At 56.3% G+C, this 18,883-nt stretch carries 21 protein-coding genes; 4 read left to right on the top strand and 17 right to left on the bottom strand.

What is annotated here, in order from left to right:
* The first annotated feature begins 14 nt into the window (after window positions 1-14).
* The gene (gene tmpT / locus R5R33_RS01040) at window positions 15-656 is read left to right on the top strand and encodes a thiopurine S-methyltransferase (RefSeq protein WP_318954228.1); all 642 of its coding nucleotides are present in this window, start codon (window positions 15-17) and stop codon (window positions 654-656) included.
* A gap of 38 nt (window positions 657-694) precedes the next feature.
* On the opposite strand, the gene katG is transcribed toward tmpT, so the two are convergent.
* From katG to R5R33_RS01025, 3 genes are all read right to left on the bottom strand, one after another.
* Window positions 695-2,875: a catalase/peroxidase HPI gene (katG, locus tag R5R33_RS01035; protein WP_318954227.1), complete on the bottom strand. Its 2,181-nt coding sequence runs from the start codon at window positions 2,873-2,875 to the stop codon at window positions 695-697.
* 86 nt (window positions 2,876-2,961) lie between these two features.
* Window positions 2,962-3,591, bottom strand: a complete 630-nt coding sequence (locus R5R33_RS01030) for a 3'-5' exonuclease (RefSeq protein ID WP_318954226.1) — start codon at window positions 3,589-3,591, stop codon at window positions 2,962-2,964.
* A gap of 3 nt (window positions 3,592-3,594) precedes the next feature.
* Complete coding sequence (locus R5R33_RS01025) at window positions 3,595-5,460, bottom strand: DUF294 nucleotidyltransferase-like domain-containing protein (protein WP_318954225.1); 1,866 nt, start codon at window positions 5,458-5,460, stop codon at window positions 3,595-3,597.
* A 256-nt stretch (window positions 5,461-5,716) separates the two neighbouring features.
* Here R5R33_RS01025 and R5R33_RS01020 point away from each other — a divergent pair, with 256 nt between their 5' ends.
* Window positions 5,717-6,292 (top strand): nuclear transport factor 2 family protein, encoded by a 576-nt coding sequence (locus R5R33_RS01020; protein WP_318954224.1) that lies wholly within the window; start codon window positions 5,717-5,719, stop codon window positions 6,290-6,292.
* Between the two features lie 46 nt (window positions 6,293-6,338).
* Here R5R33_RS01020 and R5R33_RS01015 read toward each other — a convergent pair whose 3' ends face one another.
* The 8 genes from R5R33_RS01015 to R5R33_RS00980 form a co-directional block, all read right to left on the bottom strand.
* Window positions 6,339-6,659, bottom strand: coding sequence for a DUF3175 domain-containing protein (locus tag R5R33_RS01015; RefSeq protein ID WP_318954223.1), 321 nt, complete (start codon window positions 6,657-6,659; stop codon window positions 6,339-6,341).
* A gap of 82 nt (window positions 6,660-6,741) precedes the next feature.
* Window positions 6,742-7,968: an MFS transporter gene (locus R5R33_RS01010; RefSeq protein WP_318954222.1), complete on the bottom strand. Its 1,227-nt coding sequence runs from the start codon at window positions 7,966-7,968 to the stop codon at window positions 6,742-6,744.
* 102 nt (window positions 7,969-8,070) lie between these two features.
* On the bottom strand, window positions 8,071-8,700 hold the full coding sequence (locus tag R5R33_RS01005; protein WP_318954221.1) for a nucleotidyltransferase domain-containing protein: 630 nt from the start codon (window positions 8,698-8,700) through the stop codon (window positions 8,071-8,073).
* Between the two features lie 15 nt (window positions 8,701-8,715).
* The gene (locus R5R33_RS01000; protein WP_318954220.1) at window positions 8,716-9,159 is read right to left on the bottom strand and encodes an HD domain-containing protein; all 444 of its coding nucleotides are present in this window, start codon (window positions 9,157-9,159) and stop codon (window positions 8,716-8,718) included.
* A gap of 149 nt (window positions 9,160-9,308) precedes the next feature.
* Window positions 9,309-9,764: a thioredoxin TrxC gene (gene trxC / locus R5R33_RS00995; protein WP_318954219.1), complete on the bottom strand. Its 456-nt coding sequence runs from the start codon at window positions 9,762-9,764 to the stop codon at window positions 9,309-9,311.
* 43 nt (window positions 9,765-9,807) lie between these two features.
* Window positions 9,808-10,155: a GFA family protein gene (locus R5R33_RS00990; RefSeq protein ID WP_318954218.1), complete on the bottom strand. Its 348-nt coding sequence runs from the start codon at window positions 10,153-10,155 to the stop codon at window positions 9,808-9,810.
* An 84-nt stretch (window positions 10,156-10,239) separates the two neighbouring features.
* A complete protein-coding gene (locus R5R33_RS00985; protein ID WP_318954217.1) occupies window positions 10,240-10,479 on the bottom strand; it encodes a hypothetical protein in 240 nt (79 codons plus the stop codon).
* A gap of 157 nt (window positions 10,480-10,636) precedes the next feature.
* Window positions 10,637-10,837, bottom strand: coding sequence for a hypothetical protein (locus tag R5R33_RS00980; protein WP_318954216.1), 201 nt, complete (start codon window positions 10,835-10,837; stop codon window positions 10,637-10,639).
* A 262-nt stretch (window positions 10,838-11,099) separates the two neighbouring features.
* Here R5R33_RS00980 and R5R33_RS00975 point away from each other — a divergent pair, with 262 nt between their 5' ends.
* Window positions 11,100-12,170, top strand: coding sequence for an acyltransferase family protein (locus tag R5R33_RS00975; RefSeq protein WP_318954215.1), 1,071 nt, complete (start codon window positions 11,100-11,102; stop codon window positions 12,168-12,170).
* Window positions 12,171-12,313: 143 nt separating this feature from the next.
* Here R5R33_RS00975 and R5R33_RS00970 read toward each other — a convergent pair whose 3' ends face one another.
* Together R5R33_RS00970 and R5R33_RS00965 are read right to left on the bottom strand one after the other, a co-directional pair.
* Window positions 12,314-14,482, bottom strand: a complete 2,169-nt coding sequence (locus tag R5R33_RS00970; RefSeq protein WP_318954214.1) for an extracellular catalytic domain type 1 short-chain-length polyhydroxyalkanoate depolymerase — start codon at window positions 14,480-14,482, stop codon at window positions 12,314-12,316.
* Window positions 14,483-14,766: 284 nt separating this feature from the next.
* Complete coding sequence (locus tag R5R33_RS00965) at window positions 14,767-14,991, bottom strand: tautomerase family protein (RefSeq protein ID WP_280320786.1); 225 nt, start codon at window positions 14,989-14,991, stop codon at window positions 14,767-14,769.
* 182 nt (window positions 14,992-15,173) lie between these two features.
* On the opposite strand from R5R33_RS00965, the gene R5R33_RS00960 reads away from it, so the two are divergent.
* On the top strand, window positions 15,174-15,857 hold the full coding sequence (locus R5R33_RS00960) for a winged helix-turn-helix transcriptional regulator (protein WP_318954213.1): 684 nt from the start codon (window positions 15,174-15,176) through the stop codon (window positions 15,855-15,857).
* Window positions 15,858-15,951: 94 nt separating this feature from the next.
* On the opposite strand, the gene R5R33_RS00955 is transcribed toward R5R33_RS00960, so the two are convergent.
* From R5R33_RS00955 to bamE, 4 genes are all read right to left on the bottom strand, one after another.
* Window positions 15,952-16,434 carry a GNAT family N-acetyltransferase gene (locus tag R5R33_RS00955; RefSeq protein WP_318954212.1) on the bottom strand — a complete coding sequence of 161 codons (483 nt, stop codon included), beginning with the start codon at window positions 16,432-16,434 and terminating at the stop codon, window positions 15,952-15,954.
* A gap of 70 nt (window positions 16,435-16,504) precedes the next feature.
* Window positions 16,505-17,095 (bottom strand): hypothetical protein, encoded by a 591-nt coding sequence (locus tag R5R33_RS00950; protein WP_318954211.1) that lies wholly within the window; start codon window positions 17,093-17,095, stop codon window positions 16,505-16,507.
* Between the two features lie 133 nt (window positions 17,096-17,228).
* A complete protein-coding gene (locus R5R33_RS00945) occupies window positions 17,229-17,693 on the bottom strand; it encodes a hypothetical protein (RefSeq protein WP_318954210.1) in 465 nt (154 codons plus the stop codon).
* Between the two features lie 155 nt (window positions 17,694-17,848).
* On the bottom strand, window positions 17,849-18,448 hold the full coding sequence (gene bamE, locus R5R33_RS00940; protein ID WP_318954209.1) for an outer membrane protein assembly factor BamE domain-containing protein: 600 nt from the start codon (window positions 18,446-18,448) through the stop codon (window positions 17,849-17,851).
* Window positions 18,449-18,883: the final 435 nt, after the last annotated feature.

Raw genomic sequence — 18,883 nt, 5'->3', positions numbered from 1 at the left:
GCAAGTAAGACGATATGGAAAAATCATTCTGGCTGGACAAATGGCAGCGCAATGAAATCGGCTTTCACAATCCGCAGGCGCATCCGCTGCTGGTTAAACACTTTCCCAAGCTCGGGTTAGAGCCGGGTGCGCGCCTGTTCCTGCCACTGTGTGGCAAGACCCTGGATATCGGCTGGCTGCTGGGGCAGGGGTACCGCGTTGTCGGCGCCGAGCTTTCTGAAATGGCGGTGGAGCAGTTGTTCGAGCAGCTGAGTGTTGCGCCGGAAATCAGCGAACACGGTGAACTGAAGCGATACCGCGCCCAGGATATCGATATTTATGCAGGGGATATTTTTCAGCTGCAGCGGGAACTGCTCAGTGAGGTCGATGGCATTTATGACCGGGCCGCGCTGGTGGCACTGCCGGAATCGATGCGCCGGGAATATGCGCAGCACCTGCAGCATCTGACCGGCAATGCACCGCAATTACTGATCACGTTTGATTACGATCAGACGCAGTTGCCCGGCCCGCCTTTCTGTGTGAGCGATGACGAAGTCGCGCAGCTGTACGGCGACAATTACCGACTGACGTTGATTGATGCCGTTGAGGTGCCGGGGGGATTGAAGGGCCGCTGCGAGGCCCTGGAAAAGGTCTGGTTGGTAGAGCGCGCAGAATAAATCGCGGCACCCGCTAGCGGGTGCCACACACGGTTTTTTTACGCGGAAGTCACGTCAAAGCGATCGGCATTCATCACCTTTGTCCAGGCGGCAACAAAGTCCCTGGCGAACTTCTCCTTGCTGTCATCCTGGGCGTAGACCTCGGCGTAGGCGCGCAAGATAGAGTTCGATCCGAACACTAGGTCCAGCCTCGTCGCGGTCCACTTGAGTGCGTCGGTGTTGCGGTCGCGCACTTCATAGAGGCCGTCGCCCGCGGGCTTCCACACATTGGCCATATCGGTCAGATTCACGAAGAAGTCATTGGTCAGCGCACCTTCGCGATTGGTAAATACACCGTGTTTGCTGCCGCCATGGTTGGTGCCCAGCACCCGCATGCCGCCCACAAGGGCTGTCATTTCGGGGGCGGTGAGTCCCATCAACTGGGTGCGATCGAGCATCAACTCTTCGGGTTTTACCGCATAGTCTTTCTTGAGCCAGTTGCGATAGCCGTCGTGCAGGGGTTCCAGCGGTTCGAAGGAATCGACATCTGTCATTTCCTGGGTGGCATCGCCGCGCCCAGGGGTAAAGGGGACGGAGATATCGAAGCCCGCGGCCTTGGCGGCGGCCTCGACACCGACATTGCCCGCAAGCACGATCACATCGGCCACGCTGGCACCAGTCTCGGCGGCAATGCCTTCCAGCACCTTGAGCACCTTGGCGAGCCGCTCCGGTTCATTGCCCGGCCAGTCCTTCTGTGGCGCCAGGCGAATGCGCGCACCATTGGCCCCGCCGCGCATATCGGAGCCGCGGAACGTGCGCGCGCTGTCCCAGGCGGTGGTGATCATTTCGCTATTGCTGAGTCCGCTACGTTTTATTTTCGCCTTCACCGCATCGACGTCGTAACCGTTGGCGCCTGCAGGTACCGGGTCCTGCCAGATCAGGTCTTCGTTCGGTACGTCGGGGCCGAAATAGCGCGCCTTTGGTCCCATGTCGCGGTGGGTCAACTTGAACCAGGCGCGCGCGAAGGTTTCTGAGAGCAGCGCGTGATCCTTGTGGAAGCGCTCGGAGATCTGGCGATAGATCGGATCCTTGATCATCGCCATGTCGGCGTCGGTCATGATCGGGTTGTAACGGATTGAGGGGTTTGCCACATCGACGGGCTTGTCCTCTTCCTTGATGCTCACCGGCTCCCACTGGGAGGCACCGGCGGGGCTCTTTCTCGATTCCCACTCGTGGTTGAACAGCATCTCGAAATAGCCGTTGTCCCACTGGGTGGGATGGGTCGTCCAGGCGCCCTCGATACCACTGGTGATAGCGTCGGGGCCACAACCGGTGCGCGTTGGGTTGCGCCAGCCCATGCCTTGCTCTTCCACATCGGCGCCTTCGGGATCGGGGCCCAGCAGCGCCGCGTCGCCATTGCCGTGGCATTTGCCGATGGTGTGGCCGCCGGCGGTCAGCGCGACGGTTTCCTCGTCATTCATCGCCATGCGTGCGAAGGTCACGCGCACATCCTTGGCGGTCTTGAGCGGGTCGGGCTTGCCGTCGACACCTTCCGGGTTCACGTAGATCAGCCCCATCATCACCGCCGCCAGCGGGTTTTCCAGGTCGCGCTCGCCGGAGTAGCGGCTGTTCGGGTTGTCAGTTGGCGCCAGCCATTCCTTTTCCGAGCCCCAGTAGGTGTCTTTTTCCGGGCCCCAGATATCCTCGCGCCCAAAGCCGAAGCCAAAGGTTTTCAGGCCCAGGGATTCATAGGCGATGGTGCCGGCGAGCACAATCAGGTCCGCCCAGCTGATCTTGTTGCCGTACTTTTTCTTGATCGGCCACAGCAGGCGGCGCGCCTTGTCGAGGCTGACGTTGTCGGGCCAGGAATTGAGCGGTGCGAAGCGCTGGTTGCCGGTGCCACCGCCGCCGCGGCCGTCGGCGATGCGGTAGCTGCCCGCGGCATGCCAGGACAAGCGGATCATCAGGCCGCCATAGTGACCCCAGTCCGCTGGCCACCACTTCTGGCTATCGGTCATTAATGCGTGTAAGTCATTCTTTAGTGCATCCACATCCAGCTTCTTGAGTTCTTCGCGATAGTTGAACTCCGCGCCCAGTGGATTGGTCTTGCTGTCGTGCTGGCTCAAAATGTCGAGGTTCAGCGCCTCTGGCCACCATTCCATATTTGACATGCCGGTGGTGGTGGCGCCGCCGTGCATAACGGGGCACTTGCCACCCATCTTTCCCTGACTCTTATCCATGTCCAAGCTCTGCAATATTTATGTGGGTTGAAGGTCGAAATAAGAATATATGCCCAAGTAACTGCGTGATCGAATTTTCTGGAAAATCACGCGCTATTGATCGCCAGAAACAGTTCCGCGGTAGCCAGCGCGTCGGTGAGCGCATCGTGGGCCGCCAGTTCCGGCAGCCCATATCGCTCGCGGCAGGCGCCCAGTCTCAGTTCACCGGGTTGCAAGGCGTGTTTTCGCCTAAGTTGGCGCCGGTATTCCAGTTGCAGCGTGTCCTGCACCGGAGCCAACAGCGGCGCACCATACTGGCGGCGCAGATAGTGGTTGAGAAACCCCATATCCAGAGTGGCGTTGTGGAATACCAGTGTGCTGTTGATGGCCGCCGCCAGTAGATGGGGCGCCACCGCTGCAAAATGTTCACCGGCTTGCAGCTCGCTGTCGGTAAGCTGATGGAATATGGCACTCTGACCCACGCCATGCTCTGGCGTGAGGTGAAACAAACGCGACTGATTCAGGAGAATTCGGCCGCTTTCAATCACCACCCAGCCGATGCTGACGATTTCCCCCTGGCGCGGATTGAGCGCGGTGGTCTCCAGGTCAAGTACCAGAAAACGCTGGCGCGCAAACGGCAGGCGGGTGAAGGCCAGTGATTGCCGCAGCAATGCCTGCAGCAGGGGTTCACTGGCCTTGCGCCGCCAAAACCAACGTTTGAGACGCAGCCACAGCATCGCTCACAATCCGCGTCGATAGGTTTGCTGCAGGGCTTCCTGGGAATCGTGCACCACGGTGAAGGCATCGCGCAGATGCTTGCGCGCCAGATCCGGCAGATCTTTCGGGTTGCAGTAGTTGCTCGGCTGTTCACCCCGGGCAATCTGCTGGCTGTGATTCTGGATACGCAATTGCTGGATGTAATCGAAGGCATCCAGCAGATTTCGGCCGTCGCTGGTGGTGACGATTTTTTCCGCCAGTAACTGTCCGATGCGATCGCGGGTGTTCACCGCACGGATGCCGTGGGCCAGGGCTTTGATACGCACCAGCTCCACAATCGGCATGACGCCGCGTTTTTTCAGGTTGAATTCGTCCCGGTGTTCGCCATTCCGCTCCACCAGAAAGCGGCGAAAGATACCCAGCGGTGGCGTCTGTTCCAGCACGTTGGCCGCCAGGGCCGCCAGAAAAATCGTGTCGGTTTGCGTGCGTTGCAACATGTGTCGCTGCAATTGCTCACACAGCGATGCATCACCGTACACGGCACGCAGATCGAAGAAAATACTCACCCGCAAAACGGCGTGTGGTGTCGGTGTGCGGGTCCAGTTGTCCACGGCATTGCGCCAGTCCCGCAGGCGCTGCCGCCACTCGCGGGTGGTCGCCATCACCTTGCCGGGACAATACACGTAGCCGCAGGCATTGAGACCATCACATACCCGCTCAGCCAGTTGCGCAAACCAGGCCATATCCTCGTCACTGGCGCGGTCGTCGATCAGCAGGCCATTGTCCTGGTCGGCACCCAGCAACTGTTCGTCGCGGGCCTGGGAACCGAAACCCAGCCAGCAGAAGGGCACCGGCGGCGGGCCAATCTCGGCGATGGCGAGTTGAATCAGGCGATGGGTGACCGCGTCACTAATGGCAGTGAGCACATGGCTCACCTGGTGGGCGCGCATGCCGCCCTTCACCACTTCCGCGAGCAGCACGGGCAGGGCATCCAGGATGGCCTTCATACCCGCGGTATCCTGCTGGCGGGAAATATGCTGCACCAGATACACCGGGTCGTCGCGCCGGGCGAGCATCAGATCCGACGAGGTGATGATGCCAACCACTCTCTGGTTGTGCAGTACCGGCAGGTGGTGCACACCGCTTTGGGTCATCTGCAGAATGGCGTCGAAGAGGGTGGCTCCGTGGTCGATTGGCAGCGGGTCCGGGGTCATGATGTCGCCAATGGGCGTGTCGCTCGCCAGACCCTGCGCCAGCGCCCGGGTGCGCAGGTCGCGGTCGGTGACGATGCCCAGAAGGCGTTCCCCCTCCATGATCAGCACCGACGACACCCGCAGTTCCGACATGGCCTGGGCAGTGTGCTGCAGGGTGGCGGTAGGCGCTAGTGCCAGCGGATTGCGGCTGATCAGGGAGGCGATCGGCAGCATCATTATGTTGGTGTCGGGTTGATAGCGGGCGGCGCGACGCAGGCGCCGGCTGCGCTGGGAATGGAAATGGCGGTCAAAGTTCCGGAACTGGTCCCGCAACGCCTCGTAGTGGACCCGAGGCAACTGGTAGAGCAGGCCGTCTTCGATCACCAATGCGCTGACGCCTTCATCGCCGACGTCCAGGCCGTGAATATTGAAGCTGTCTCCCTGTTCCAGCTTGTCCAGCAACTGGCCCTGGCTGCTGCGGATTTCCACCGCGCCGCTGCGCAGGATGCGCAGGGCATAGTCGTCCTCGGCAGTGATCCGGCTGCCCCGGCGCAAATAAGCCACTTCGATCTGCCGGGCTGCCGCCTGGAGGGTATCTTCGGGTAGCAGATTGAACGGCACGCAGGCTTCTAGAAAATCGGCCACTGCCAGGATTTCCGGCTGCCGGGGATCACGGTGCATGGGGAGTCTTTCCATTTATTCTGCCGGTTGCTGCCGACTCTAACCCAGTGCCCGGAATTCATCGATTAGACTTTGGTGGAAATAATTGACCCGACAGAAAATCCGTTTATCGATGTGTGATATGGCAAATGGGCTAGGAAAATTTGCGCGATAAGGTGCTTAATCCAAAATTTGTCCCCCAGCCGTGGCACACTAAGCCCCTAATCTCCAATACCAATAAACAGAGGGATATATCGTGATAAATACCCCAGTCAATTCAGCGTCCCGCTGCTTGTATCTGATATTTAGCTGGCTGCTCGCCGCCACTTGTATGGCGGATTCCAGCGGCAAGCCGGAGCGGTCGTCGTCCGACGTAACTTCGGCGCATGGCGAGGGCTACAGTGGCCATAGCGACCGGCCGCAGGGTTTCCTGCAAGCCAAATATCCGACCGGGAACCAGGAGGCCGCTATAGCCACGCAACTGGACGACTTCCACAAGGCCGCCGCCAATGCGGATTTCGACGCGTACTTCGATCTCTTCAGCAAAGACGGCGTGTTTATTGGCACCGACGCCAGCGAGCGCTGGACCGTCGATACCTTCAAGGAATTTGTGAAACCCTATTTCAGCCAGGGCAAGGGTTGGACCTATGTGCCGAGAGATCGCACGATCGTGGTTCACGGCGATGTGGCATGGTTTGATGAACTGCTGGATAACGAAGCTTACGGCGAGTGCCGCGGCAGCGGTGTGCTGGTCAGGGAAAACGGGGAGTGGAAAATCGCCCAGTACAATTTACATTTCCCGATACCGAACGACCTGGCAAAGCAGATTACCCAAATGATCAAGGCGCATGCGCAAAAGGGCCGCTAACCGGAGCCTGCAGTAGTGGAGATGCGGGTGGGTTATTTCTGGTGGGTTATTTTTGCTGGGGGCTGGGTTTTCTGGGGCGGCCGAATAAAACCCGCAATTCATCCTTCGCCTGTTCCAGAACCTTTTTTCTTTCCTCGGGAAGGTTGTCCCCCGCACGGTTGATGTAGAAGGTGAGCATCGACATCGCTGACCGGAAAGGCTCTGCCTTGCGCCTGTGGCTCTGTTCCGCCGATTTTTTCAGGGACAGCGCAATTTCTCTGGGGTCATGAAGCGTGAATACACCACCTTCCAGGTCCAGGGCATCGCTGGTTTCGGTGACCCGCTGGGACCACTTGCTGTCGCTGTCTTTCTTCTCCGGCGCTTTCATACCCGGATCCTTGGGTGTCTGATTTACTGAGCCTTTGGGAAAAGCGTAGTGATGCTCGCCAAGCTCAGCAATCCGTCCCCAGTCATACGGGGCTCGGCATGGCTTCCCCTGAGGCACCGCGCTTCTCCAGCAAGCGCCCGGCATAAAATACCAGTATTCCGCTAACGGCCAGCACCGCACCTACCGGGCCGGTGATCGACCAGCCAAATCCCGCGTTGATCGCTATCCCCGCGAGCCAGGCGCCGAGGGCATTGGCCAGGTTGAACGCCGCGTGATTGAGTGAAGCCGCCATCGTCTGGCCGCCCTCGGCCACGTCCATCAGGCGAGTCTGGATGGCAGGTCCCAGCGCCATGGCGGTGCCGACCAGGCCGACAAAAATAATGCCCGGCCACACGTAATTTGCCGCGAAATAGAATCCCGCCTGCACCAGGGCACACCAGCCCAGAATCAGCGGGAAAGCACGCAGTACATTCCAGTCTGCCACCCGTGCGCCGAGCAGGTTGCCGGCGATGGCACCGAGACCGAATAGCACCAGTACAACCGGCCCGAGAGATTCGGCCATGCCCGCCTGCAGGGTCAGCGTCGGCATCACATAGCTGAACACCGAGAACATACCGCCAAAGCCGATGGCGGCGATTCCCAGCGTAAACAGCACCCGGTGTTTGACCAGCGCAGACAGCTCCCGCGCCGGGCTCGCGTCCGGGTCTTCTGGCTGCACAGGTACACAGCGCCATACCATCAGCGCCGTAAGCAGGGCAACGACACCCACGCCCGCAAACGCTATTTGCCAGCCGAACAAATTGCCGGCCCAGGTGGCCAGTGGCGCACCGACCAGAATTGCCACCGTGAGTCCCGACATCACTCGCGCCACCGCGCGCGCCCTTTGGTTGGGTGGCACCGCCGCGGCAGCCACCAGTGAGGCCACACCGAAATAGGCACCGTGGGGCAGGCCGGCCATAAAGCGCAGGCCGATGAACGACCAGAAGCCCGGCGCGACGGCACTGGCAATATTGCCCACGGCAAACACCAGCATCAGCGTAATCAGCATCGCCCGCCGCGGCGCCCGCGCCGCCAGCAGGGCAATGATCGGGGCTCCCACCACCACGCCGAGGGCATAGCTGCTGATGGCGTAACCCACCTCCGGTGCGCTGACCCCAAGGTCGGTCGCCACCCGGTTCATCAGCCCCATGATCACGAACTCGCCGGTCCCGATACCAAAGCCACCCAGGGCCAGGGCAAATTCTGCGAGCCGGGAATGCGTGGGCGCACCTGCCGCGGCAACCGCGGTGGTGGAAGAGGGTGGGTGCATCGGGATTCCTTACTGCATGAGGGTTCGGATGCTGCGTGGCAACCAGAGCGGCGCAATGTAACGGAACAAGGCCGGATTGGCGAGGGGCGAGACCCTCAACCCCTAACCGGATTTGATATGCAGCGACCAGTGCTCATCGGTGATCAATTGCTGAAGTTTGGCGGCGGAGAGGCGCCGGATCGGTTTGTGATCGGTACTGGAGCGCCCGACCACACGCAGTTCGCGCAGCGGGTACACCGAAAGCTCCACCGGATAATCGAAATTCAGGTAAATGTGCTGGTGCTCCACAAAGCGCCCGTTCACGTTGATGGTGGTGGTCTTGCGTTCGTGGCGCCAGCCTAGGGTATCGAGGTAGTGCTCCAGTTCCTCGATTTCATCGGTGAACACGTGCAGGTCGATATCGCTGCCCTCGCGGATGCGTCCGGTGCTCACCGAGCCAATCAGTCTCGGGGAGAAGGGCGCCAACTGTTCCATTACTTCCAGCGCACGACAGCGCATGTGGTACAGGCGCTCCTCATGGGTGGCGGGATCTTTGAGTTGGCTGAGTTCGTACAGGGCGTCCGAGATTTCGCCATTGGAGGGCAGGTACTTTGGGTGGAACCGGTACTGCTTGCCGATGAGGCGCTTCGCCGCCATGCGTTTGGCATCGAAATACTGGCCGACGCCTTCCTCGTACATCAAACGTGCGGCCTCCCGGGTGATCAGGTGACGGATTCTTTCCTGTTTATTCATAAGGACTGGGCGGCTTCAGGCCGCGATCAGTGCGTGGTGGGGTTTCAACAGCTGGATGGCGTCCTGTAAATCCATGACACTCGCCATGGGGTCGCGGCCGCCCACATCCACGCGGCGCAACAGTTGCAGCTGCTGCAGCCGATTCTGCCCGGCGTATTTATTGCGTGTACGATGCGGGAACTGCATCAGGTCCAGGTGGTGTTCCACCAGCCACACAATACGCGGGTTAAGCACACCGGTGAGCATCTCCGCCCCGAGTTCCGCGTGGCGCGGACTATCGACGGCTTTACCCACATCGTGAAACAGTGCCGCGGCCCATATCACCGGATCGTCGGTGGCCTGGCGCGCGAGCTGGAAAACCTGGAGTGAATGGAAGAGGGCGTCACCCTCCGGGTGGTACTTGGGGTGTTGCTGGATGCCGTCGAGATCCTCGAGCAGGCTGGCAAGATAATCGTACAAAGTGAAACCAGTCGATGCTGGCTGTCTGTTGATACTTGGTGTACCGCGTCGAGCGATACACCAAAAGTCTAAGAGGCGAGAACGCGAATCGCAAACGGGCGTTTCGAATGCGGCCTCAAATCCATCCCGTCGCGCTCAACCGCCCTGCGTCAGCCCGGAATGGATGCCAGCTGCTGGCTTACCCACTGCACAAACTGCGGCTTGGGCAGGGCGCCCGACATGCGCGCAATTTCGCGGCCACGATGGAAAATCATCAGGGTAGGAATAGAGCGAATCTGGAAGGCGCCGGACGTCTGCTGGTTGGCCTCTGTATCCAGTTTCACAAACACCGCCTGGGTCGCCATTTCACCGGCAACCTGGCTGAACACCGGAGCGAACTGCTGGCAGGGACCGCACCAGGTGGCCCAGAAATCCACCACCACCGGCAGGTCGCTCTTGTCGATAAAGCGGCGGAAATTAGCTTCGGTGCCGTTGATCGGGTGGCCGCCGATCAGTGGCGCGCGACACTTGCCGCACAGGGGGCGATCGCCCAGTCGCTGTTGCGGAACACGGTTCGGGGTCGTGCAGGAGGGGCAGACGATCTGGGTGAGTTGTGCGTCGGACATCAAATTATCTCCTTATTCATGCTGGCTGGAATTTTGAACCAGCCTAGAACGATGCGCCATCCACATGCCGGATTTTCAACCTCGCCAGCAGCTCCGGGTTCGCCATGCGCGCATTCACCGCAACGCGTTTCACCGGGCATTTTTCCGTGGTGATGTAGTGCGTCACGCAACCGCAATTGTGGCAGCGGTGATGTTCGATATCCCGGTCGCCCCAGATGTAGAAGCTCTTGATGCGGTTCTGGTAGTGGATGGCGACTTCACCGGGTTCGTAGTAGGCCCACAACCCCATATACCGCCGGCACAGGGAGCAGTTGCAGCTGGTGGCTTCCGTGGGGAGTGTGGCGACCTCCAGGCGGATGTTTCCGCAGTGGCAACTGCCGAATGGTTTCATTGGTATTTTCTCTGCATCCAAGTCGCAGTGCTTTATTGAGCCACGGCGTGAATTGGGGTTGCGATAATGCCGGCTACACGTCCGCTATTCGCTCAAAGTCTCTTCGAGCTTCTTGTTTCTTTGCGCCTCGGTGTCCTGCATAAACTTGTCCATATCAGCTTCAAACTGCTTCACCCCTTCAGGGGACGTCGGTACTTTCGGGGTGTCATTGTTTCCACCACCGACATCGACTTCGGTATCTGTTGGGACCGAGGTTGTGTTCAGCTGCTTATTGACCATAAACGCGATGATTGCCAGGCCAATGAGTATTGATATCAATCGCACAAGAATTCTCCCAAAAAGTGGGTTTATTGATATTGCCGAAATCAGACACGGCTTAAAATTTCGTCGAATGTCGCCTTAATTTTTTATGAGCCCTGTGACCTGCAAGAAAATCTTGCGAGGATACCGGTTTGCACCGGCCAGGTTCACGAGAGGCATTTCACGCTGCTGGGTTATGGCCCAGTAAGCGCGCTGGCAGCATAAGTACCGCACGCAGGAAGGCAAACAGCGCCTCGAAGGTGATGCCAATAAGACGAAACGGCAGCGACAGCAGCCACACGAGAGGCCAGATCAGCAGCGCCAGCAGTGCGAGCGGCCAGCAGAATACGAAAAGAATGAGCCAGAGCAGAAATTTGAGCATCGGGTGTCCTTGCCGGCAGCATTGATGGTACGAAATTAGCTTTTTTTGCATTGTTGCCATCTTTTCATGCCTTCCATGCCCGCGTACAGGCCAAAGTTGTCACCGGAGCCGTCCGTAAAATGGCGCTCGTCCGAAAAGCCGCTAACATGAATTGATCTTGATCAATTAGCGATCATTTTGCTTGTTCTATGGCCATGTTTGCCTCAGTCAATCTCCTTGGGAGAGGGGGATCGCGTGGCGGCAATACGCTCGGAATAAAGGCATGACGGCTGGGTTAGGCTCAGTTTTTGGCATCAACAAGGAAGTTAATGCGATGCAGCGTGATAGCCATATCGATACCTTGCGGGGCTTGGCCTGCGTTTTTCTGGTCGCCTACCATGTGGTAGGGACGGGCGCCACCAATGGCCTCGGGATAGACAGCGGCATCTATCGTGAGCTGAGTGATCTGCTGGCTTATGTCCGCATGCCCTTGTTTACCTTCCTGTCTGGGGTCGTTTATGCGTACCGTCCCTTCCGCGAGGGATTTATCAACTTCCTGCAGGGCAAGTCCCGGCGGCTGCTCATTCCGATGCTCGTGGTGGGAACCCTCTTTGCCATCCTGAAATCCTTAACCCCCGGGGCAAATGGGGATATAGGGAACTGGTTTACCCTGCATATTATTCCGGTGGCTCACTACTGGTTTCTCAGCGCGCAATTCCTGATTTTTATGGTTATGGTTCCGCTGGAAAAACTGGGCGCATTTGACCGGGCTGGTCGTTTTTTTGTCGTCCTGTCCGGCGCGATCCTGCTGTATTTTTCAGATATTGATACCCAGTATTTTTCCATTTCTGGAGCCATTTATTTATTTCCCTTCTTCCTTTTAGGGATGGGCGTGAGTCGCTTTAAATGGGGCGCTGCCCAGGCAAAGGTGTTAAGTGCAGTGCTGTGCCTGATGGCGCTAGGGGCATTTACCGCGTTACATATTTCTGGAAAGTTGGATGGTGCGGGTCGCACCGATATGGGACTGCTGCTTGGGGCTATTTCATGCCTTGCGCTGTATTACTCCAGTTTGAGAGTAAACGTCTCGGCGACCATCGGCGGTTACTCTTACTCGATTTACCTGTTCCACGTGTTTTTTACCGCTGCCACGCGCATCCTGCTTTACCAACTGGGCGTTGAGGATACCAATATCGTATTCGTGACTTCCATGGTGATGGGGATCGCAGGGCCGATCGTCGTAGAAATGGTTCTGGGCGGCTTCAATCTGTTGCGCTTGCTGTTTCTCGGCCAGTCGAGGAAGGAGCCTGAAAAATTGTGGGGGGAACGTCTGTTAGCCCGCAGTGCTCGACAATAGAGCGCATTACTTTCCCGTATTTTGGGTTATCCATTCATGAAATTGGCCGCCGAACCCCCCGCATAACGCGAGGAGTTGGGCGGCCAACTGCCTAGTTCCTTTTCCGTTTTACTGCCCTTTTAAACAGGGCGATTGCAATCGGATCAGGGACAATTGCCCTTCACATAGTAACCAGCGGCAGTTTCCGCCAGTGTGCTGGTCACGAACAGGTTGTACAGACCCAGGTTATCACCGGAGCCGACGGCGTAGGCGTAGCTGCCGTTGGTGGTGGCGCGGCCGGCCTGCACGTGGCTGTAGTTGTTGGCGGTGTACTCGGTACAAGTCACATCACCGTCTGGGGTGCTGTCACAGGCGTTGCCGATGCCATCGCCATCGTTGTCTTCCTGACCCGCGTTGGCGGTATTAGGGCAGTTGTCGACGCTGTCGTTCACGCCGTCGCTATCGCTGTCCACCGGCTCACCGTCCGGGGTGCTGTCGCACGCATTGCCGATACCGTCGCCATCGTTGTCTGCCTGGCTCGCATTGGCCGTATTCGGGCAGTTATCCAGCGCGTCTTCCGCGCCGTCGCCATCGGTGTCGGTGGGCTGCTCGCCGCCGCCACTGCTGGTGGCGCAGGCCTGAACCGGGCCGGCACAGCTGCTGTCGCCATCGGCAATCCACTTGCAGTCGCTGCCAGACGGATACTCGCGCATGGTGAACTGGCTGGTGCCGAATGCCAGGTAGCAGGCCGAGTAGCCCACGCCCCAGGTGATATGGCCGGCGCTGATATGGAAGTTGTAATCACCGGTCTGGCCGGCATCGATAGTGAAGGTGACGCTGGCCTGGCTCGCGAGCTGGGTGTCGTCGGTGGCGGTAATGGTTGCGGTGTTTTCTCCACCCGGTAGATTGCAGCCCTGGGCGGAGTAGCCGTTACCGGCAATGCTTGCGGTTACATTGCCGCTGGCAAACCCCACCACCACGGATGCCAGGTTCTGGTTCGCATCCACCACGGTGCCAGTCACGGTGGCGCACTGGCCACTGACACTGGCCGCGGTATCGCTCAGTACCGGCGCGGTCGCCGCCGGCTCCGGGCCAACGCGGGTGGTGACGCTGGCTGCATCGCCTTCCGCGCCTTCATTGTCGGTGGCCACCGCGCTCACCTGATACAGACCATCGGCAAGAGTCGAACTGGTCGCGCTGAAGAAGCCCGTGGAATCCACCGAGGCCAGGTTCAGGGTTTCCACCACTACCGGAGTGCCGCTGTCGATATTGCTGATGGTGATGGCTACAGCGGCCACGCTGCCCTCGGCATCCACCGCATTGCCGCTGATGGTCAGCAGGCTGCTGCTTTCGCTGGCGGCAAGATTGGAGATAGCCGGCCCGCTGTTGCGGTCGACGCGCTTGTTGTTGGCGGCGAAGTACTGGCCGAGGTAGGAGGCGTAGTTGATGCTCTTCGCGGAAATGTAACTGCCGGAGGCGCCTTCACCGCCGGACCAGGCGTGGGGCACATCGTTCAGCCACAGCATGGAAACGCGGCCGTCCTGCCACAGGGTTTCGTCCGCGGTGCGGGTGCTGCCCTCGCTAATGGTGTTGGTGCCGGAGAGCTTGGTTACGCCGTAAACCCCGGCCATACCGTCGGAGTTCTGTGCGTTGTAGCACTGGTTCACCGTGGTATCCGCATCACCCTGGGCGATGGACGCGATCTGGGTGGCGAAGTGGCTTTTGTAGCTGCCCGCATAGGTGTTGCAGCGCGTGGCCACATCCGCGGATTCACACGGACCGAGGGCACCGTTGGAACTGGTGCCGATGCTGGGGCCAGCGGCCACACCCATACCCGCAAACACGTCCGGTGCCAGGCAGGCGGTGGTGTTGGCAAAGGCCGCACCGGAAGACAGGCCGGCGATATACACCTGGTCCGGGTCGATATTGCGGCTGGCGTCGCCGCTCATGGTGTTGGCCAGGGTAATCAGGTTCTTGTAGTCGCCGGCGGTACGCGACTTGGTGCCCTGCCAGTAGGACCAGCAGCTATAGCCGGCCTTGTTCATGGCATCCGGCACCGCGATCACCATGCCGTACTGCTCCGCCGCATCTTCCAGATTGGCGGTGAGGTAATTGCTGGTGGGCTGGGAGCAGCCGTGCAACACGATCATCAGCGCCTTGCCGCTGCCGATGGGTGATACCGAGTCCGGGGTATACACATGCACGGAGCTGAAACCGCCGATGGACTGGCTCTGCTGCCAGCTGCCCGCGCTTGCAGCAGTGGCAAACAGCCCGGATAGAAATAACAGGAATAGGCTAAGCACGCCCTTGTGGGGCGGTCGTTTATCGTTCATCGCTAGTACCTTCATTATTTGAATTATGTTTGACTGCACAAACGATATAAGCGCTAGGCAGCAAGCAAATCGCGCAGACGACGTTTGCCCTCTCAGCTTATGCGCGGGCCAGATGACGGCCACTAGACCAAGGTTGTAGAACGGCGCCTGAAATGTCGGGTGGTTCGCAGTTTGGCGTTCGGTTTATCGCAAGACGTACAGGGCGGGCGAGCAGGGAAGAGGAGGGTGGTTGGTACGGAGTCAGGAAAGCCGGCGGGGGCCGGCGTTCCTGTGGCCAGAATGGCTTACAGTGCGCCATCCCGTTGCAGCTTGTGCACCATCGGGGCGGTCAGTGCCATACCCCCGATACCCCACAGGCCTTCCGGCACTTCTTCAATCTTTACCCAGGTGACCGAACGCATGTGCTCGCCCTCGATGGCGACCATGGTGTCGGTCAGGCGGGTGATGATTTCGGCTTTCTCTTCCTGGCTGAAGACGTTTTCGATCAGGTTTACAGTAATCAACGGCATGATAGTTCTCCTAAATCCGTGTTTGATAAGTAATCAGAACACCGTGCTCTGATGGGAGTAGATTACTGAGGCCGGCCTGTTTGGGATGCTTTGCGGGATGTAGCATCCAACTACGTTTTCCGTAGTAACCAACTACAAATTACCAACTACTTTGTACAAAGCCTGCTGCAACGGAGAGAACCATGGAATACGGTCAATTCTGCCCAATAGCCAAAGCGATGGATCTGCTTGGGGAGCGCTGGACAATGCTGATCCTGCGTGAACTGCATATGGGCGGCACGCGATTCAGCGAAATGCAGCGCGGCCTGCCGCTAATTTCCCCCACCATCCTCACCAAGCGCCTCAAAGAACTCGCCGACGCAGAGCTTATCCTGCGCAAAAAAATCCCCGGGCAGCGGGGCAATGAATACTTCCTGACCCAGGCCGGCAAGGAAACGCTGCCGATGCTGCAGCTGGTGGGGGAGTGGGGCATGCGCTGGGCCCGCGGCGACATCCGCGATAGCGATCTGGATGTAGAACTGCTGATGCTGTACCTGCAGCGCAGCATCAAGACCGACATGTTGCCGGGTGATCAGTCCGTCATCCAGTTCCGCTTCACTGATCTGGACAAGCTCAACAGCTGGTGGCTGATGGTGAAAGGCAGCAACGTGGATATCTGCCTGGAAGACCCCGGGCAGGAAGTCGATGTGTACCTGACCACAGACCTGCGCACCATGGTGAATTGCTGGATGGGGGATGAGAGCTACCGCGAGGCCATCGCGGACAACCGCATGAAACTGGTGGGGCCATCAGCGCTCACGCGCAATATCCAGAGTTGGATATCGGATAGTATTTTTGCGGGGATTCCTTCCGCGAGACAGATTTAGGCTGAAGGTATTCGCTGTGCACAAGACCCAAGGTGGGAGAAGGGCACAAACCCAGCATAGCTGGGCTGTTAGTTGGCGGCTTTGTTATATGTTTCTAGCAATTTGCAAACTCTTCCAGGGCGTTTCCAGCTAAGCGGTAACCTACCCATTCGTCCTGAGATTTTGCGCCAATGGATTGATAGAATCGTATTGCGGGTTCATTCCAGTCAAGAACACTCCATTCGAAGCGACCGCAGTTCCTGGATACAGCTATTTTTGCCAAGTGTTTCAAAAGAGCCTTGCCTGCACCAGCGCCTCTGTATTCTGGGGAAACATATAAATCCTCCAGGTAGAGACCATGCTTGCCGAGCCAAGTAGAGTAGTTAAAAAAGTAAACGGCAAAACCAACCGGTTTGTTATCTATATTGCAAATAACCGCATAGGTAGTCGAATCAGGTCCGAATAGCGATTCTCTAATATCAGGTTCTGTAGCCAACACTTCATGTTCTGCTTTCTCATAGATAGCAAGTTCTGTGACAAACCTGAGAATCAGGGCCGAATCTTCAATGGTTGCTTGTCGAATTTCTATGGCAGACACTCATTATTTCCTATTTCTGATGATAAATAACGTCTATGTAAAAAATGTCATTTTGAAAATTTTTTAGACTCTATTCGGGTGCATATTCAATGAGTTCTTCTGTGTATGAATAGTCACCTTGTAACTGTGTAAGTTTAATAAACGTCTTTAATCTGGCGGCATATACGCGAATATCTTCAGTGTCAGCGCTATATCCTCTTGAGTTTGATATCGTACCGTTATACCTAATGGTGTAAGCCATGAATGTACCAGCCTCAACAGTTTCTTCCTTGAAGGATAAGACTTCAGCATCTTGTATGGTTGCTCCTTTAGTCCCGTCCTCGCTCGTCCATCTTTCCTCAAATTTCCATTTTTTGCCGACCTGCAATGGCCAATTGTACCGAGCGGTTTTACTTTCCACTGGTTTGACAATATCTGCTACGGGAATTACCGCATGCTGAGTTGCCATGCTGAGCACGCCATTGTGGCTCACTATTTTTTTCGTGTCCTTGCCTTCAGCTCGCACCTCACCTGAGGTTGTTACACCCTTGTATTTCCATACCCATTTCTCACCAATCTTATAGTCTTCTAGTGATGGCGGTTGTGAACCATCAAGCTCCTTTGCGTTGATGTGAACACTAAGCGTTAGTAGTGTGAAAAATAGTAAATATCGTCTTTTCATTTCAAAACATCCTATTTTATGGTTCTATGCCCACGGAGCGCCGCTTCTAGAACTTCCGGTGGGCGAAAAGGCAAGCTGTCCGGTAGAGTTGCGTAAGGCCGGAGCGAAATGCTTCGCCTGGTTAAGCCCGAATCTAGCCGTGATGCCTTCGAATGTGTTTAATGAGCCCGTCTTTATTAAACTCCAGCGACATGATATTGGTGCTAGTATATTCAACCACCTTGTCCATATGACTGGGCTTGACCTTCGCATGCTCAGTATATTTTACAAAAACGACGTTTTTCCCAAACATCATTTCCTCAATTTTGATATTTGAAAAGAATACTTTGTCTTTCAATTTGAGGGTCATGCCTTTCCGGAGTTCGTCGTTATCTGTAACAGTGACCTCAAACTTCACATGTTCATCTACGAATTGGTCAGCCAAAAATGAAATAAAATGGTCAATATCTTTCTCTGTTGTACCGGGCTGTTGCCTCGCGTTTTTTGCCCGCATGAATGCTTCAGTCTTTTCTTTCAGAATAGACTCAGGTAGAGCATCGCCAGCCATTGCGGTCGGCACAGCACTTAATAAGAAAATTATTAAAAGAAAAAGTCTCACTGAATTCTCCTTATTAGCTTAACGCTGCCGGCAGGGGCAGCTTACCTTGTGCGCGTTTTGCGCGAAATTGGGAGTGTATCGACCTGCAAAAAAACGCGCTCAAGGTTAAGTGTCCCGCGGAGGGTCGAAGGTCTGGAGTAAACTTCCCGGCCTAATTATATTTTTTCCTTGCTTCCCTGTTCGGTGTACTCAATATTTGTAACAACACCCGACGCGTCATAACTTAAAACTAATAGCTTTTGGTAAAATTTAAGATTAAATGCAGAACCCTTAGTTTGACTGTACATATAGATTTTTGCTTTTTCATTTTCGTTAGTTACGAGTGGGTATAAATATTGCCCGCTAGGAGCTCCTAATAGTGATTCCACCTCACTGATGGTTGTGCTACCTTTTTTTATCTGAGATATTTTTGATTCATCAAAATCCGTTGAATCCACTGCCCAAGAGCTAGTAAATTCATCACCGACCAGTTTATTTTCATAAAAATATAAACCTTGGCTTCTCGCTGCTGTCACACCCTCTTGAGCTGCGTCGCCGCCCGCGCTTGCATATGCATATGACATTGTTTTAAATTGTTTATCGTTTTTAGTAATGACACCTTCGCTGTAAGGCTTGCCAAGCTTTTGCCTGATAATCTCACTGGTATCAATTCCATAGCTTAATTGATCATTTGTCAGCCTTTTGAAGTTCGTACCAGCACAGCCAGTTAGAATAGAAACACACAACACCGCTACAATATTTATTGTTTTCTTCATTTATCTACTCCTAGGGTTGATTAAAATATAAAAGCTACATAGTGCTGTTTTTGATTGAACTTCTCACGATCACTATCATTCTGTAGAACACTGGTCGAATTTGGCTTAAGCCCATAGCGGTCGGGCGATCATGGACCTGCGCCACTTGCGTTTGCTCTGCAAAGTGGTCGCCATGCCTTATATCTCCCCAGTTTGCGTTTGGCATGACTGATTGTTTTTCCGTCAAAATTTCCCTTCCCATTAGATTCGCGCGAGATCGTGGTCAGGGGGATCGGTTTTCCGCTGTATTTATAGCCTCGTTTGGTATTCGGTGTCAGCTTGTAAGTGCGTTTATTCTGTTTAATGGGAAATAAAAAAGGGCCGGCAATGCCGACCCTTTTAATTTGTGTGAAATTTGATGAGTTTGCTCAAATTTCAATTAGCCCTTATGTGGAA

The organism is Microbulbifer pacificus, assembly GCF_033723955.1.
In the GTDB taxonomy this organism is placed as follows: Bacteria; Pseudomonadota; Gammaproteobacteria; order Pseudomonadales; family Cellvibrionaceae; genus Microbulbifer; species Microbulbifer pacificus.
This window is presented reverse-complemented; position numbering and strand designations above follow the sequence as displayed.